The following is a 15,126-nucleotide window of genomic DNA, read 5'->3' as shown; positions in this document are numbered from 1 at the left end:
CCCCTCACGTGTCCTGGAAGAGCTGCTGGAGGTCGTCGGGCATCACCGGCAGCGGCTTCTCAGCGATGTCGACGCCGTGACCGGACTCGTCGAGCGAGAGCACCAGGTTCTTCGCGCCCCACTCCGGGTCGGGGCCGGGGAAGTCGTCGCGGGTGTGCCCGCCGCGCGACTCCTGCCGGGCCAGTGCCGCCTTCGCGATGCACTCGCTGACCAGCAGCATGTTGCGCAGGTCGAGGGCGAGGTGCCAGCCGGGGTTGTACTGCCGGTGCCCCTCCACGACCATCCGGTCCGCGCGCTCCTTGAGCCGCGCGAGCTCGCCGAGCGACTCCTCGAGCTCGGGTGCGGTGCGGATGATGCCGACCAGGTCGTTCATCGACTGCTGCAGGTCGTGCTGGATCGTGTAGGGGTTCTCCCCGCCGCCCCCGGGACCGGCAGCGACGTCGAAGGGCGCCAGCGCGTCGGCCTGGGCGGCCTTCACGTCGGCCTCGGCGACGGCCTGCCGCTCACCGGTCGTGGCGTACGCCGCCGCCGACTCCCCCGCCCGCTTGCCGAACACCAGCAGATCGGACAGCGAGTTGCCGCCCAGCCGGTTCGACCCGTGCATGCCGCCGCTGACCTCGCCCGCGGCGTAGAGGCCGGGCACGGCTGATTGCTGGGTGTCGGGGTCGACCTCCACGCCGCCCATGACGTAGTGGCAGGTCGGCCCGATCTCCATCGGCTCCGCGGTGATGTCGACGTCCGCGAGCTCCTTGAACTGGTGGTACATCGACGGCAGCCGCTTGCGGATGTAGTCGGCGTCGCGGCGGCTCGCGATGTCGAGGAAGATGCCGCCGTGCGGTGACCCGCGCCCGGCCTTGATCTCGGAGTTGATGGCGCGCGCGACCTCGTCGCGGGGCAGCAGCTCGGGCGGTCGGCGGTTGTTCTTCTTGTCGTCGTACCAGGCGTCCGCCTCCTCCACCGTGTCGGCCGTCTCGGCCCGGAAGAACTCGGGGATGTAGTCGAACATGAAGCGCTTGCCCTCGGAGTTCGTGAGGATGCCGCCGTCGCCGCGCACCGACTCGGTGACCAGCAGGCCCTTCACCGACGGCGGCCACACCATGCCCGTCGGGTGGAACTGCACGAACTCCATGTTGATGAGGTCCGCGCCGGCGCGCAGGGCCAGGGCGTGGCCGTCGCCGGTGTACTCCCAGGAGTTGGACGTCACCTTGTAGGACTTGCCGATGCCGCCGGTCGCGAGGATCACGCTCGGTGCCTCGAAGGTGACGAAGCGACCCGTCTCGCGCCAGTAGCCGAACGCTCCCGCCACGCGCCCGTCCTGCTTGAGGACCTCGGTGACCGTGCACTCCATGAAGACGTCGACGCCGAGCTGGACGGTGCGCTGCTGGAGGGTGCGGATCAGCTCGAGCCCGGTGCGGTCGCCGACGTGCGCGAGCCGTGCGTACCGGTGGCCGCCGAAGTCGCGCTGCGAGATCAGCCCGTCCTCGGTGCGGTCGAACAGCGCGCCCCAGTCCTCGAGCTCGAGCACCCGCTCGGGTGCCTCCTGCGCGTGCAGCTGCGCCATCCGCCAGTTGTTGAGCATCTTGCCGCCGCGCATCGTGTCGCGGAAGTGGACCTGCCAGGTGTCCTCGGGCCACCGGTTGCCCAGCGCCGCCGCGGCGCCGCCCTCGGCCATCACGGTGTGCGCCTTGCCGAGCAGCGACTTGCACACCACGGCCGTGCGCGCGCCCGCCTCGTGGGCGGCGATCGCGGCCCGCAGCCCGGCCCCGCCCGCGCCGATCACCACGACGTCGTACGCGTGCCGCTCCATGCCGCCGCGCGCCTCCGGCGACATCTCGTTGCCGGTCATGGGATGTCTGGTGTCGCTCACTTAGAAGAACCTCACGTCCTGGATCGTGTGGGTGGCGAGCAGGAAGATGTAGAGGTCGACGATCGCGACCGAGAACAGCGAGTACCACGCCCACTTCCCGTGGCTCTCGTTGAGCCGCGAGACCCAGGTCCAGAGCCGGTAGCGGACCGGGTGCTTGGAGAAGTGGCGCAGCCGGCCGCCGACGATGTGGCGGCACGAGTGGCACGAGAGCGTGTAGAGCCAGATGAAGACGATGTTGACGATCATCAGCAGCGTGCCCAGGCCCATGTGGATGCCGCTGGTCTCCCCGTCGCCGACGGCGTACTCCGCGGGCATCGGCCGGAACGCCAGGACGGTGTCGAAGGTCAGCACCAGGCCGACCAGCACGGCGGCGTACCAGAACCAGCGGTGGACGTTCTGCAGGATCAGCGGGAACCGCGTCTCGCCCGAGTAGGACCCGTGGGGCTCCGCGACGCCGCACGCCGGCGGGCTGAGCCAGAACGCCCGGTAGTAGGCCTTGCGGTAGTAGTAGCAGGTCATCCGGAAGCCGAGCGGGAAGATGAGGATGATCAGCGCCGCGGACAGCGGCCACCACGCGAACGGCTGGCCGAAGTCGGAGGCGCCCTCGACGCAGTCGCCCAGGCACGGGGAGTAGAACGGCGACAGGTAGGGCGAGGCGTAGTAGTCGCGCCCCATGAAGGCGCGGACCGTCGCGTAGACGACGAACGCCGAGAACACGACGAACGTCGTGAGGGGCGAGAGCCACCACCGGTCCTGGCGCAGGGTCCGTGCGTCGATGCGTGCTCGGGTCGGACTGCTCACGCCGTGGTCGGTCGTCGCCATGCGTCCTCCGTGAAGGTCCCGGCAGTCCGGGAGTGCTCCCGGACGACGGTCCCGACTATGACCTGTGTCACGCCTGAGCGGAAGACAACGCGCCCAGCAAAACCTCACACGGCCTCGGCGCGTCGTGCGTCCGAACGCCGCGATACCGTGGCGGCGTGGCATCCCAACTCACTCCCCCTCGGCCGACGCTGGTGAAGGGTGCGCGGGCATCGCGCACGACCATCGCGCTCAAGCTGGGCATGGCGGTCAGCGGCTTCATCTTCCTCGGCTTCGTGCTCGCGCACATGTACGGCAACCTCAAGGCCTTTGCCGGGCACGACGCGTTCAACGAGTACGCCCACCACCTGCGCGAGCTCGGCGAGCCGATGCTGCCGCACGAGGGCGCGCTCTGGATCCTCCGCCTCGGCCTCATCGTGTCGCTGGTCGTGCACGTCTACTGCGCCGTCGTGCTCTGGCGCCGCGCGGCTCGTGCCCGCACCACCAAGTACGTCATGAAGAAGGACACCGGCGCGACGCGGGCCAGCCTGATGATGCGCTGGGGCGGCGTGACGATCCTCGTCTTCCTGGTGTGGCACCTGCTCAACTTCACGATCGGCAAGGTCAACCCGCAGGGCGGCGCGACCAACGACCCGTACGACCTGATGGTCGACACCTTCGACCTCTGGTGGATGACGCTGATCTACATCGTCGCGATGCTGGCGCTCGGCGCCCACCTGCACCACGGCATCTGGAGCGCGGCGCAGACCCTCGGCTGGACCGGCACCGCCGCCAAGCGGCAGCGCGCCAAGGTCTTCGGCTTCGTCATCGCGCTGATCGTCTCGGTCGGCTTCTCCCTCGTCCCGCTCGCCGTGCTCGCGGGCATCATCACCAAGTAAGGGGTCACCGCACGTGAGCAACGACAGCCACGACATGGACATGCCTGACACCGTCACCTCGACGGAGGCCTCGCTCAGCGGGTCGCTCGACGGCGACTACGACGACGCCGCGGGCTACTACACCCCGGGCACGCCGCTGGTCGACGAGAAGGCGCCACAGGGCCCGATCGCGGACCGCTGGCAGAACCGGAAGTTCGAGGCCCGCCTCGTCAACCCGGCCAACCGCCGCAAGCTCTCCATCATCATCGTCGGCACCGGCCTGGCCGGCGCCTCGGCCGCGGCCACGCTCGGCGAGGCCGGCTACAACGTCAAGACGTTCTGCTACCAGGACTCGCCGCGGCGCGCGCACTCGATCGCCGCGCAGGGCGGCATCAACGCCGCGAAGAACTACAAGGAGGACGGCGACTCCGTCCACCGCCTCTTCTACGACACCGTGAAGGGCGGCGACTACCGCTCGCGGGAGTCCAACGTCTACCGCCTCGCCGAGGTCAGCACCAACATCATCGACCAGTGCGTCGCCCAGGGCGTCCCGTTCGCCCGCGAGTACGGCGGCCTGCTCGACAACCGCTCCTTCGGTGGCGTCCAGGTCTCCCGCACCTTCTACGCCCGCGGCCAGACCGGGCAGCAGCTGCTGATCGGGGCGTACCAGGCCCTCGAGCGCCAGATCGCCGCCGGCACGGTGTCGATGTTCACCCGCCACGAGATGCTCGAGCTGATCGTCGCGGACGGCAAGGCGCGCGGCATCATCGCCCGTGACATGGTCACCGGCGAGGTCCAGACCCACCTCGCCGACGTCGTCGTGCTCGCCTCCGGCGGCTACGGCAACGTGTTCTACCTGTCCACCAACGCGATGGGCTCCAACGTCACCGCCGCCTGGCGTGCGCACCGCAAGGGCGCCTACATGGCCAACCCCTGCTACACGCAGATCCACCCGACGTGCATCCCGGTCTCCGGCTCGCACCAGTCCAAGCTGACGCTGATGTCGGAGTCGCTGCGCAACGACGGCCGCATCTGGGTGCCGAAGAACCAGGCCGACTGCGACAAGGACCCGCGCGAGATCGCCGAGGCTGACCGCGACTACTACCTGGAGCGGATCTACCCCTCGTTCGGCAACCTGGTCCCCCGCGACATCGCCTCGCGGGCCGCGAAGAACGTCTGCGACGAGGGTCGCGGCGTCGGCCCCGAGGTGGAGGGCGTACGACGTGGCGTCTACCTCGACTTCGCCGACGCGATCGACCGCCTCGGCCGCGACGCGGTGGCCAACAAGTACGGCAACCTCTTCGACATGTACGCCCGGATCACCGGCGAGGACCCCTACTCGGTGCCGATGCGCATCTACCCGGCCGTGCACTACGTCATGGGCGGCCTGTGGGTCGACTACGACCTGCAGTCCACGATCCCGGGCCTGTTCGTCACCGGTGAGGCCAACTTCTCCGACCACGGCGCCAACCGCCTCGGCGCCTCGGCGCTGATGCAGGGCCTGGCCGACGGCTACTTCGTCCTGCCCCACACGATCCGCGACTACCTGGCCGACGGCCCGTTCGAGCCGATCGGCGAGGACCACCCGGCGGTCGTCGAGGCGCGTACGTCGGTCACCGACCGCATCGAGCACTTCCTGTCCGTCAACGGCACCCGCAGCGTCGACTCCTACCACCGCGAGCTCGGCAACATCATGTGGGAGTACTGCGGCATGGAGCGCACGGAGACGGGCCTGAAGAAGGCGATCGACCTGATCCGCGGGCTGCGCGACGACTTCTACCGCAACGTCAAGGTGCTCGGCACCAGCGAGTCGCTCAACCAGTCGCTGGAGAAGGCCGGCCGGGTGGCCGACTTCTTCGAGCTCGGCGAGCTGATGTGCATCGACGCACTCAACCGGCGCGAGTCCTGCGGCGGCCACTTCCGCGGCGAGTCGCAGACCGAGGACGGCGAGGCGCTGCGTCACGACGACGAGTTCGCCTACGTCTCCGCCTGGGAGTGGGCCGGCCTCGACGAGCGACCCGTCCTGCACAAGGAAGACCTGGTCTACACGGCCATCGAGATGAAGCAGCGGAGCTACAAGTGAACCTGACCCTCAAGATCTGGCGTCAGCCCGACGCCGTCAGCGCCGGTGCGATGCACACCTACCAGCTGGCCGACGTCTCCCCCGACATGTCGTTCCTCGAGATGCTCGACGTGCTCAACGAGCAGCTCAACGAGCAGGGCGAGGACCCGATCGCGTTCGACTCCGACTGCCGCGAGGGCATCTGCGGCATGTGCGGGCTCATGATCAACGGCGACGCGCACGGACCGGAGGTCACCACGACCTGCCAGCTCCACATGCGCTCGTTCAGCGACGGCGAGACCATCACGATCGAGCCGTGGCGCTCCGACGCCTTCCCCGTCGTCAAGGACCTCGTCGTTGACCGCGGCGCCTTCGACCGGATCATCCAGGCCGGCGGCTACGTCTCGGTCAACACCGGGTCGGCGCCCGAGGCCCACTCGGTCCCGGTCCCCAAGGACGACGCCGACCGCGCCTTCAACGTCGCGACCTGCATCGGCTGCGGCGCCTGCGTCGCCGCCTGCCCCAACGGCTCGGCCTCGCTCTTCATGGGCGCCAAGGTCACCCACCTCGGCCTGCTCCCCCAGGGCCAGCCCGAGCGCGACGAGCGCGTGGTCAACATGGTCGCCCAGCACGACCACGAAGGCTTCGGCGGCTGCACCAACATCGGCGCCTGCACCGCCGCATGCCCCAAGGAGATCCCGCTCGACGTGATCTCGCAGCTCAACAAGGACCTCCGCACCGCGATCAAGCACGGTCACTGAGCCGCATCCGCTCCACACGGACGAGGGCCGGGGGTCTCCCCCGGCCCTCGTCGCGTCTCGGGTGCTGCCGCTCCTCCAGCTGCTGCCGTTCCGGGGCCTGGCCAGCGGTGCGTGAGACACGTTCTACGGCCCGAAAACGTGCGTCACCCACCGCTCCAGCGCGGACGATCGTCCGAGCGGTGAGTGAGACAGGTTCTGCACTCCGAAAGCCTGCGTCACTCACCCCGCCCGGTGGCGGGGCCCATGCGGCCTGACGACGTCGGACAAGCGCATGAACAGCGCGTCCCACTCGGGTCCGAACTCCGGCGGCGGACCCTCGTAACCGCGGCTCAGCAACATCGAGTGGAGCGCGCGCACGGCCGTCCTGGGTGTGCGAAGCCGCTCCTTGGTGACGAGCTCGTACGCCACGTCGTGCCGCCGGTAGGCGCGGTACCGGTCGATGTCCGCGTTGTACTGGGCACGGTCCTCCTGGTGATGGCTTCCCTCGTACTCCGCCGCAGCACGCTGCTCGCCGAACCACAGGTCGGGAGTGACTCGGACGCCGCGCGCGATCTCCACCGCGGTGTTGACCTGGGGCGGTCCGAGCCGAGCCGCGACGACGTACGCGAGCAGCTCGGCCTCGGCCATGGAACGGCACCGGTCGGTGAGGTAGGGCAGCACGTAGGTTGCCTCGGACGCTCCGCGACGCCACTTCTCCTCGCACAGGAGCTGGTCCAGGTCGTGCCGGTCCATGAGCTTCGACCGGAGCAGGTCGCACCCCACCTTGATCGCGTCGATCGTCCGCGCCTCGGCGCAATAGGCCACGAAGGCCGCGGCCGCCGTGACGCCGTCCTCGCCGAGCGGTGGCAGCTTGACGGTGCGGTGGAGGTAGATGCCGTCGATCACCAGGTGCAGGTCTCCCTCGACCACGAAGTGGAGCGGGCTGCGTGGCCCGTAGTCGAGTCCCAGTTCCTGGAGCCGGGTGATGCCCGCGGCGCGAGCACCGTCCGGGAGAGTCAGCCGGGCGGCGTTGAGCCGGTCCTCGAAGGTCGGCACGTGGTCGACGTGGCAGTAGACGCTCTCGTAGAGGCGCCTGAACTGTGGGCCCTGGAGCACACCTCGACTGATGCCGCCACACAAGGCCTCCTCCCGCGTGAAGGGGCGGTTCCGGAAGTGGCCGGGAACGGAGAACATGCGCCCATCGCAGCGACCACCGCGAGCCGGTGCCACCGTCGACCGCATGGCCTGTGGAGGAGGGCGTACCCGGTCGAGCTGTGGACGGTCGGCGGACCGCTCTGCCCACCCGGGCGGTGCATGAGACATCTTCTCGGCGCACAGAACATGCCTCACGCACCGCCCAGCCCCGCCGAGGTGCCCCGTCGGTGCGTGAGGCAGGTTTTCGGCGCGCGGAACATGCGTCACACACCGCTCAGAGGGCGGGCGGGGAGCAGGGGCGGGAGGGTCAGCGGCGGCGGAGGAGGGCGACGAGCCCGAGCATCGACGCCGCGCCGGCGGCGAAGGCCGCCTTGGGAGAGGCTCCACCAGGGGCGGTGGAGGGTACGCCGGTCGCTGCCGCGGCGAGGTCGATGCGGGGACCCTCGGGCATCTGGTCGGCGACCCTGTTGGCGTCGCGGAGGGCGCGCGCCTCGGGCGAGGTGTGGGCCCAGGCGGCGGCGAGGACGACGACGCGGGAGGTGTAGTTGATCCAGATCATCAGGATGAGCGCGATGCCGAAGGCCTGGAACGCCGCGGACTCGGCCGTGGCCTTGAGCAGGAAGGTGGAGAGCTGCTTGAGGACCTCGAACACGACGGCACCCAGGAGCGACCCGGACCACAGCGACCGGCTGGGGGTGTTCGGCTGGGCGAGCAGGCGGAAGAAGGCGAAGAAGAGCAACGTGTTGGCTGCCAGGCCGAGGCCGATCGCCAGCGCCCAGAAGAAGCCCTCCGCGACCACGCCCAGGTCGAGCCACTCCATGATCGGGGTGAGCACCTTGGTCGCCACGCCGGACACCGCCACGCTCGTGACCAGGATCGAGCCGAGCGCCAGGAGGGCGAGCACGTCACGCAGCTTGCCGAACACGAAGTTGGGTCGCTCGCGCTCGGGCTCCTCGAAGATCGCCATCAGCGCGGTGCGCATGCCCGAGAGCCAGCCCAGGCCTGAGTAGAGCGTGAGCAGGATGCCGACGCTGAAGATCCCCGGCGCGGCGGACTGGAGGGTGTCGAGCGGGACGCCGCTGTCGCCACCGACCAGGCCGGGGAGGACGGAGTTGGCCGCGTCGACCAGCGTGTCCTCGGCGCCCTCGTAGACCTCCGTCACCTGTCCGAAGATCGCGAAGGCGAGGGCGAGGATCGGGAAGAACGACAGGAACGCGAAGTAGGTCACCGCGGCGGCGAGGGCGCTGCCGTTGACCTGCCCGTAGTGCTCGACGGCGCGCACGAGGTGGTCGACGACCGGGCGGCGCTCACGCACACCGGCGACGCGCTCCTTCACGGTGTCGAGGACCGGCACCCGCTCAGCCCAGCTCGAAGTGGTCGGTGGCCCGCCAGCCGGCGTCGGCGTCGTGGACGTAGAGGCTGAACGCGTCGACGGCGAAGCGGCACTCGAACTCCGCCAGCTCCGCGAACGCCCGGTCGAGCGCCTCGTCGTCGAGGTGGTGGGCGATGGTGACGTGCGGGTGGTAGGGGTAGTGCAGCTCGACCTCGAGCGGTCCCTGTCGTACGGCGTCCGCGAGCACCTCGCAACCCGAGATGCCCTCGGCCAGGGTGACGAACACGACGGGCGAGACCGGGCGGAAGGTGCCGGTGCCGCGCAGGTGGATGTCGAAGCGCGACACGGCGGACGCCGCGTGCGTCAGGTGCGCGCGCACCGTCCGGAGATCGGCGTCGGGCACCTCGGTCGGCGGGACCAGCGTGATGTGGGTGGGGATCTGCGTCGCCGTGAGGTCGCCGACGCTGGTCCGGTAGTCCTGGAGCTCGCTCGCCCAGGGCTCGGGAATCGCGATCGCTACTCCGATGGTGGGCACCCACGAGACCCTACAGAACCCCGTCGCGGAGCCGATCAGCCCCGTGAAAGGATCTGCCGCGTGAGTGACACCTTCCGCGCCGCACAGGCTCGCAGCGACGCCATCGAGGAGCAGATGGCCAAGGACCCGGCCTCGCTGCGCATGCTGACCGGGGACCGTCCGACCGGGGCGTTGCACATCGGCCACTACTTCGGCTCGATCCGCAACCGCCTCCGCCTCCAGGACAGCGGCGCCGAGATCTGGCAGCTGATCGCGGACTACCAGGTGATCACCGACCGCGAGGTCGCCGGCGACATCGCCGGCAACGTGCGCAACCTGCTGGTCGACAACATCGCCGCCGGGCTCGACCCGGAGAAGGCGACGATCTTCACCCACTCCTCGGTGCCCGCGCTCAACCAGCTGATGCTGCCCTTCCTCAGCCTGGTCAGCGTCGCGGAGCTGCAGCGCAACCCCACCGTCAAGGACGAGGCCAAGTCGGCCGGCATCACCTCGATCGGCGGGCTGCTGCTCACCTACCCCGTGCACCAGGCCGCGGACATCCTGTTCTGCAAGGCCAACGTCGTGCCGGTCGGACGTGACCAGCTCCCCCACCTCGAGCAGACGCGCGTGGTCGCGCGCCGCTTCAACGACAGGTACGCCCCGGTGTTCCCGGAGCCGGGTGCGCTGCTGTCCGAGGCGCCGCTGATCCTCGGCACCGACGGCACCAAGATGAGCAAGTCCAAGGGCAACGTCGTCGAGCTGCGGATGAGCGCCGACGAGACCGCCAAGAAGCTCAAGGGCGCCAAGACCGACAGCGACCGCGTGATCACCTACGACCCGGATGCCCGCCCGGAGGTCGCCAACCTGCTGACGCTCATCGGCCTGTGCGAGGGCGTCGACCCGGCCGCGGTCGCCGAGGAGATCGGCGACGGTGGCGGCGGGGCGCTCAAGGGCCGCCTCACCGAGGCGATCAACACCGAGCTCGCCCCGCTGCGGGCCCGTCGCGCCGAGCTCGAGGCCGACCCCGGCTACCTCGACGAGGTGCTCCGCCGCGGCAACGCCCGTGCCAACGAGGTCGCCGAGGCCACGCTCGACGAGGTGCGCTCGGCGATGGGCATGGTCTACGGCTGGGCGTGAGCCCGGCGCACCGGGCCCACGCCCCGGCTCAGACGGCCCAGCCCACGTTCTCCGCGACCAGGTCGGCGGCGGGGTAGATCCCCCGCAGCTCCTCACGTCGTCCCAGCAGGTCGACGACCGCACCGGTGTTGCGGTCGGCGAGCTGGCGGCGGCGCTCCATCTGGCGCACGATCTTGTCCTCGTCCATGACGTTCCCCTCCGGAAGATCTGGGGCGGACTGCCCGCCCCTCATGGATTGGATCGTTACAAGTCCGGGCTACGCCACAGTTCCGCCCGTGTTAACACCACGCAACATCATCGGGAAGGTCGTGCACCGGCGCGCGGCTCAGGCGCGTACGGCGTCCCGTCCCCGCACGTGCAGGGCGGCCGAGAGCAGCAGGATGGCCACCCCGGCGACCGAGAGGACGAGCCCGACCAGGGCGGGGGCGCGGAGTCCCCAGCCGGCCGCGATGACCAGGCCTCCCAGCCACGCGCCGAGCGCGTTGGCGATGTTGAGCGAGGCGTGGTTCATCGCGGCACCGAGGGTCTGGGCATCGCCCGCCACGTCCATCAGCCGCAGCTGGAGGTTGACGACCAGCACCGAGCCGAGCGTGGTGATGAGGAAGACGACCGGCAGGGCGGCCCAGCCGTGGGGCGCGGCGACCCAGAAGGCCAGCATCGTGAAGGCCATGCCGACTCCACCGATGATGAGCGAGCGGAAGATCGACCAGTCGGCCATGATCCCGGCCAGCCAGGTGCCGGCCACCATGCCGAGGCCGAAGGAGAGCAGGAAGACGGGCACCGCCCGCTCCCCCAGCCCGGCGACGTCGGTCACGACGGGAGCGATGTAGGTGTAGACGGCGAACATGCCGCCGAACCCGACGGCGCCCGCGAGCAGGGTCAGCCAGACCTGCGGCACCTTGAAGGCCGACAGCTCGCGGCGCCCGCTCGCACCCGGGTCGCCGGGGACCGACGGCACGAGCCAGACGACGAGCCCGAGGGTCAGCACGGCGAGCCCGCCGGCCGCCCAGAACGCCGCCCGCCAGCCGAGCTCCTGGCCCAGGACCGTCGCTGCGGGTACGCCGACGACGTTGGCGACCGACAGGCCGAGCATCACCAGCGAGACCGCGCGCCCCTTGTGCGAGGGCCGCGCCATGCTGGCAGCGACCAGGGAGGCGACGCCGAAGTAGGCACCGTGCGGCAGCCCGGCGGCGAAGCGGGCGACCATCAGCTGCTCGTAGGACGTCGCGAGCGCACTCACCGCGTTGCCGACGGCGAAGGCCGCCATCAGGGCCACCAGCAGGGCCCGCCGCGGGAGCCGCGCACCGAGGAACGCCAGCACCGGCGCGCCGACGACCACCCCGACGGCGTACGCCGAGATGACGTGCCCGCCGGTGGGGATCGAGACGTCCACGCCGGCGGCGATCTGGGGCAGCAGGCCCATCGTGACGAACTCGGTGGTGCCGATCGCGAAGCCGCCCATCGCCAGCGCGAGGACCGCGAGGCCGAAGTGGCGCGCGGTCACCGCCGGCACGTCGACGTCGCCGGAGCGGCTGCCGGAGGGGTCGGCGGGTGGAGCGGAGGTCTCGGCAGTCGTCGTCATCACCTGGCGCAAGAGAGGGCGCGGCCGGTATTGTTCCCCGGCACCGGCGCGTCGGCGCGGGAGGTGGCCGGGATCACGCCGTGCCGACCGGTGTCGCCGAGCGGGCCCGGCGGCGCTCCCAGAGGTGGAGGGCGAGGTCGACGACGGTCTTGAGGCCGAGGAGCAGCAGCACCGGCGCCAGCTCGTCCAGCCCGGTCGGGGTCCCGGCCGAGCCGACCGAGCGGAGGACGAGGCCGAAGCCCAGGATGATCGCGACGTGCAGCACGAGCATGCGCGGGTAGGGCTGCCACATGGCCGTGGTGGCGGAGACCCGCCACCGCTCCCCGCCGTCGTACCAGTTGATCCACAGCGAGCCGACGTGGCTCAGTGCGAGGGTCAGCCCGGCCAGCAGCCACATGGCCGGGTGCAGGTCGCCGCCCGCCAGGAAGGCCATGACGAAGGCGAACACGCCGTGGACGAGCGTGAAGATGCCGTAGTGCAGGGCGAAGAAGAACGACAGCGCCCCGGCGTCGGAGGCGTCGACCGGCTTGCCGTTGAGGGTCATCCGTCCGGCCCCGGGCGTGGCGGGGCCGCGCGCGGTGCGAACCTTGACGATGGTGATCGCCCAGTAGGAGACGTTCTCGATCCAGTAGACGACGAAGACGTCGCCGACCGACATGTGGCCGGCCCACACCGCCCAGACCGGCAGCAGGTTGCCGAGGACCAGCCAGACCGAGGAGAGCAGGGGCGCGCGCGGCTGCCCCTGCTCCCCCGTTGTCATGTCGTCGTGGTGTGCGTGCTCAGCCCAGCGAGGCGATGGCCTCGTTGAACGTCGCGGACGGTCGCATCACCGCTGCAGCCTTCTCCGCGTCGGGGCGGAAGTAGCCGCCGATGTCGGCCGGCTTGCCCTGCACGGCGAGCAGCTCGTCGACGATCGTCTGCTCGGCGGCGCGCAGCGTCGAGGCGAGCTCGGCGAACGCGGCGGCGAGGTCGGCGTCCTCCGTCTGCTTCGCCAGCTCCTCGGCCCAGTAGAGCGCGAGGTAGAAGTGCGAGCCGCGGTTGTCGATCGTGCCGAGCTTGCGGCCCGGCGAGCGGTCCTCGTTGAGGAAGGTCTCGGTCGCCTTGTCGAGCGTGTCACCGAGGATGCGGGCGCGGGCGTTGTCGTCGTAGCCGGCGAGGTGCTCGAGCGAGGCGGCCAGGGCGAAGAACTCACCGAGGCTGTCCCAGCGCAGGTAGTCCTCCTTGACGAGCTGCTGCACGTGCTTCGGCGCCGAGCCGCCGGCGCCGGTCTCGAAGAGGCCGCCGCCGTTCATCAGCGGGACGATCGAGAGCATCTTGGCGCTGGTGCCGAGCTCGAGGATCGGGAAGAGGTCGGTGTTGTAGTCGCGCAGCACGTTGCCGGTCACCGAGATGGTGTCCTCGCCGCGACGGATCCGCTCCAGGGAGTACGTCGTCGCCTCGGCCGGCGCCATCACCTGGATGTCGAGCCCGTCGGTGTCGTGGTCCGCCAGGTAGGTCTTCACGAGCGCGATGAGGTTGGCGTCGTGGGCGCGCGTCTCGTCGAGCCAGAAGATGGCCGGGGTCTCGCTGGCCCGGGCGCGGGTGACGGCGAGCTTGACCCAGTCGCGGATGGAGGCGTCCTTGGTCTGGCAGGCGCGCCAGATGTCGCCCGCCTCGACGTCGTGCGACATCAGCACCTCGCCGGACCCGTTGCGGACCTCGACCTTGCCCGCGGAGGGGATCTCGAAGGTCTTGTCGTGCGAGCCGTACTCCTCGGCCGCCTTGGCCATCAGGCCGACGTTGGGCACCGAGCCCATCGTCGAGGGGTCGAGGGCGCCGTGGGTGCGGCAGTCGTCGATGGCGGCCTGGTAGACGCCGGCGTAGGAGGAGTCCGGGATGACGGCGAGGGTGTCCTGCTGCTCCCCGTCGGAGTTCCACATCTGGCCGGACGTGCGGATCATCGCGGGCATCGAGGCGTCGATGATGACGTCGGAGGGGACGTGGAGGTTGGTGATGCCGCGGTCGGAGTCGACCATCGCGAGCGACGGGCCCTCGGCCAGGCCCTTCTCGAAGGCGGCCTTGATCTCCGCGCCGCCGTCGACCTTGTCGAGGCCGGACAGGATCGCGCCGAGGCCGTCGTTGGCCGAGAGGCCCGCGGCGGCCAGCTGCTCGCCGTACTGGGCGAAGACGTCGGCGAAGTACGCGCGCACGACGTGGCCGAAGATGATCGGGTCGGAGACCTTCATCATCGTGGCCTTGAGGTGGGCGGAGAACAGCACGCCGTCGGCCTTCGCCCTGGCCACCTGCTGCTCGAGGAACTCGTCGAGGTGGGCCGCGCTCATGAAGGTCGCGTCGACGACCTCGCCCTCGAGGACCTCCAGGCCCTCCTTGAGGACCGTCTCCTGGCCGTCGGCGCCCACGTGCACGATCGCGAGCGTGTCGTCGGCGGGGATGACCACGGACTGCTCGTTGCTGCGGAAGTCGTCGTGCCCCATCGTGGCGACCGACGTCTGGGAGTCGCTGCTCCACGCGCCCATCGAGTGGGGGTGGGCCTTGGCGTAGTTCTTGACCGAGGCGGGCGCGCGGCGGTCGGAGTTGCCCTCGCGCAGGACGGGGTTGACAGCCGAGCCCTTGACCTTGTCGTAGCGGGCGCGGGTCTCGCGCTCCTCGTCGGTCTGCGGGTTCTCGGGGTAGTCCGGGAGGTCGTAGCCCTGCGACTGCAGCTCGGCGACGGTGGCCTTGAGCTGCGGGATCGAGGCGGAGATGTTGGGCAGCTTGATGATGTTGGCCTCGGGCTTCGTCGCGAGCTCGCCGAGCTCGGCGAGCGCGTCGTCGAGGCGCTGCTCGTCGGTGAGCCGGTCGGGGAACTGCGCGATCACGCGACCGGCAAGCGAGATGTCACGGGTCTCGACGTCCACACCGGCGGTCTTCGCGTAGGCGGCGATGATCGGGAGGAACGAGTACGTCGCGAGCAGCGGCGCCTCGTCGGTGTGGGTGTAGATGATCTTGGCCATGGGTACGACAGCTCCTGCAGCTCGTGATCTGGTCCGGGCATAACTCTTGACGTCAAGATACCTGACG

General features: G+C 70.1%; 13 protein-coding genes. 4 read left to right on the top strand and 9 right to left on the bottom strand.

The genetic code is table 11. The features are described 5' to 3' along the window. Positions 1 to 4: 4 nt before the first annotated feature. Both ACNKF0_RS04990 and ACNKF0_RS04985 read right to left on the bottom strand, forming a co-directional pair. Positions 5 to 1,867, bottom strand: a complete 1,863-nt coding sequence (locus ACNKF0_RS04990) for a fumarate reductase/succinate dehydrogenase flavoprotein subunit (protein WP_416956290.1) — start codon at positions 1,865 to 1,867, stop codon at positions 5 to 7. Then, complete coding sequence (locus tag ACNKF0_RS04985; RefSeq protein ID WP_416956288.1) at positions 1,868 to 2,689, bottom strand: hypothetical protein; 822 nt, start codon at positions 2,687 to 2,689, stop codon at positions 1,868 to 1,870. A 155-nt stretch (positions 2,690 to 2,844) separates the two neighbouring features. Here ACNKF0_RS04985 and ACNKF0_RS04980 point away from each other — a divergent pair, with 155 nt between their 5' ends. Genes ACNKF0_RS04980 through ACNKF0_RS04970 form a run of 3 tightly spaced genes read left to right on the top strand, consistent with a single transcriptional unit; the run spans position 2,845 to position 6,366 of the window. Next, positions 2,845 to 3,564, top strand: coding sequence for a succinate dehydrogenase cytochrome b subunit (locus ACNKF0_RS04980; RefSeq protein WP_416956286.1), 720 nt, complete (start codon positions 2,845 to 2,847; stop codon positions 3,562 to 3,564). A 40-nt stretch (positions 3,565 to 3,604) separates the two neighbouring features. After that, the gene (locus ACNKF0_RS04975; protein WP_299923192.1) at positions 3,605 to 5,626 is read left to right on the top strand and encodes a fumarate reductase/succinate dehydrogenase flavoprotein subunit; all 2,022 of its coding nucleotides are present in this window, start codon (positions 3,605 to 3,607) and stop codon (positions 5,624 to 5,626) included. Next, on the top strand, positions 5,623 to 6,366 hold the full coding sequence (locus tag ACNKF0_RS04970) for a succinate dehydrogenase/fumarate reductase iron-sulfur subunit (RefSeq protein ID WP_299922356.1): 744 nt from the start codon (positions 5,623 to 5,625) through the stop codon (positions 6,364 to 6,366). The genes ACNKF0_RS04975 and ACNKF0_RS04970 overlap by 4 nt, the downstream gene beginning before the upstream one ends. 219 nt (positions 6,367 to 6,585) lie before the next feature. Here the strand turns inward: ACNKF0_RS04970 and ACNKF0_RS04965 are convergent, their stop codons facing one another. The 3 genes from ACNKF0_RS04965 to ACNKF0_RS04955 form a co-directional block, all read right to left on the bottom strand. Further along, positions 6,586 to 7,461 carry a hypothetical protein gene (locus tag ACNKF0_RS04965; RefSeq protein WP_299922358.1) on the bottom strand — a complete coding sequence of 292 codons (876 nt, stop codon included), beginning with the start codon at positions 7,459 to 7,461 and terminating at the stop codon, positions 6,586 to 6,588. A 346-nt stretch (positions 7,462 to 7,807) separates the two neighbouring features. Continuing rightward, positions 7,808 to 8,854 carry a YihY/virulence factor BrkB family protein gene (locus ACNKF0_RS04960; protein ID WP_416956283.1) on the bottom strand — a complete coding sequence of 349 codons (1,047 nt, stop codon included), beginning with the start codon at positions 8,852 to 8,854 and terminating at the stop codon, positions 7,808 to 7,810. 4 nt (positions 8,855 to 8,858) lie between these two features. Beyond that, a complete protein-coding gene (locus ACNKF0_RS04955) occupies positions 8,859 to 9,368 on the bottom strand; it encodes a 2'-5' RNA ligase family protein (RefSeq protein WP_416956282.1) in 510 nt (169 codons plus the stop codon). A 51-nt stretch (positions 9,369 to 9,419) separates the two neighbouring features. On the opposite strand from ACNKF0_RS04955, the gene trpS reads away from it, so the two are divergent. Beyond that, the gene (gene trpS / locus ACNKF0_RS04950) at positions 9,420 to 10,484 is read left to right on the top strand and encodes a tryptophan--tRNA ligase (RefSeq protein ID WP_416958424.1); all 1,065 of its coding nucleotides are present in this window, start codon (positions 9,420 to 9,422) and stop codon (positions 10,482 to 10,484) included. 28 nt (positions 10,485 to 10,512) lie between these two features. Here the strand turns inward: trpS and ACNKF0_RS04945 are convergent, their stop codons facing one another. The 4 genes from ACNKF0_RS04945 to ACNKF0_RS04930 all read right to left on the bottom strand — a co-directional run bounded on the left by ACNKF0_RS04945 (position 10,513) and on the right by ACNKF0_RS04930 (position 15,059). Beyond that, positions 10,513 to 10,671, bottom strand: coding sequence for a hypothetical protein (locus ACNKF0_RS04945; RefSeq protein ID WP_416956279.1), 159 nt, complete (start codon positions 10,669 to 10,671; stop codon positions 10,513 to 10,515). Positions 10,672 to 10,809: 138 nt separating this feature from the next. Further along, positions 10,810 to 12,066 (bottom strand): MFS transporter, encoded by a 1,257-nt coding sequence (locus ACNKF0_RS04940; RefSeq protein ID WP_416956277.1) that lies wholly within the window; start codon positions 12,064 to 12,066, stop codon positions 10,810 to 10,812. 73 nt (positions 12,067 to 12,139) lie between these two features. Further along, positions 12,140 to 12,826, bottom strand: a complete 687-nt coding sequence (locus ACNKF0_RS04935; RefSeq protein WP_416956275.1) for a DUF6498-containing protein — start codon at positions 12,824 to 12,826, stop codon at positions 12,140 to 12,142. Positions 12,827 to 12,845: 19 nt separating this feature from the next. Next, on the bottom strand, positions 12,846 to 15,059 hold the full coding sequence (locus tag ACNKF0_RS04930) for an NADP-dependent isocitrate dehydrogenase (protein WP_416956273.1): 2,214 nt from the start codon (positions 15,057 to 15,059) through the stop codon (positions 12,846 to 12,848). Between the last annotated feature and the right edge of the window lie 67 nt (positions 15,060 to 15,126).

Source organism: Nocardioides sp. T5, assembly GCF_048161455.1.
GTDB lineage: Bacteria > Actinomycetota > Actinomycetes > Propionibacteriales > Nocardioidaceae > Nocardioides.
Note: the sequence above shows the minus strand (reverse complement) of the source record. Positions and strands in the feature narration are given on the sequence as shown.

Coding starts and splice junctions, on each gene's coding strand:
- ACNKF0_RS04985 (WP_416956288.1), bottom strand. CDS start 2,689: ATGGCGACGACCGACCACGGCGTGAGCAGTCCGACCCGAGCACGCATC.
- ACNKF0_RS04975 (WP_299923192.1), top strand. CDS start 3,605: ATGCCTGACACCGTCACCTCGACGGAGGCCTCGCTCAGCGGGTCGCTC.
- ACNKF0_RS04945 (WP_416956279.1), bottom strand. CDS start 10,671: ATGGACGAGGACAAGATCGTGCGCCAGATGGAGCGCCGCCGCCAGCTC.
- ACNKF0_RS04940 (WP_416956277.1), bottom strand. CDS start 12,066: ATGACGACGACTGCCGAGACCTCCGCTCCACCCGCCGACCCCTCCGGC.
- ACNKF0_RS04935 (WP_416956275.1), bottom strand. CDS start 12,826: ATGACAACGGGGGAGCAGGGGCAGCCGCGCGCGCCCCTGCTCTCCTCG.
- ACNKF0_RS04930 (WP_416956273.1), bottom strand. CDS start 15,059: ATGGCCAAGATCATCTACACCCACACCGACGAGGCGCCGCTGCTCGCG.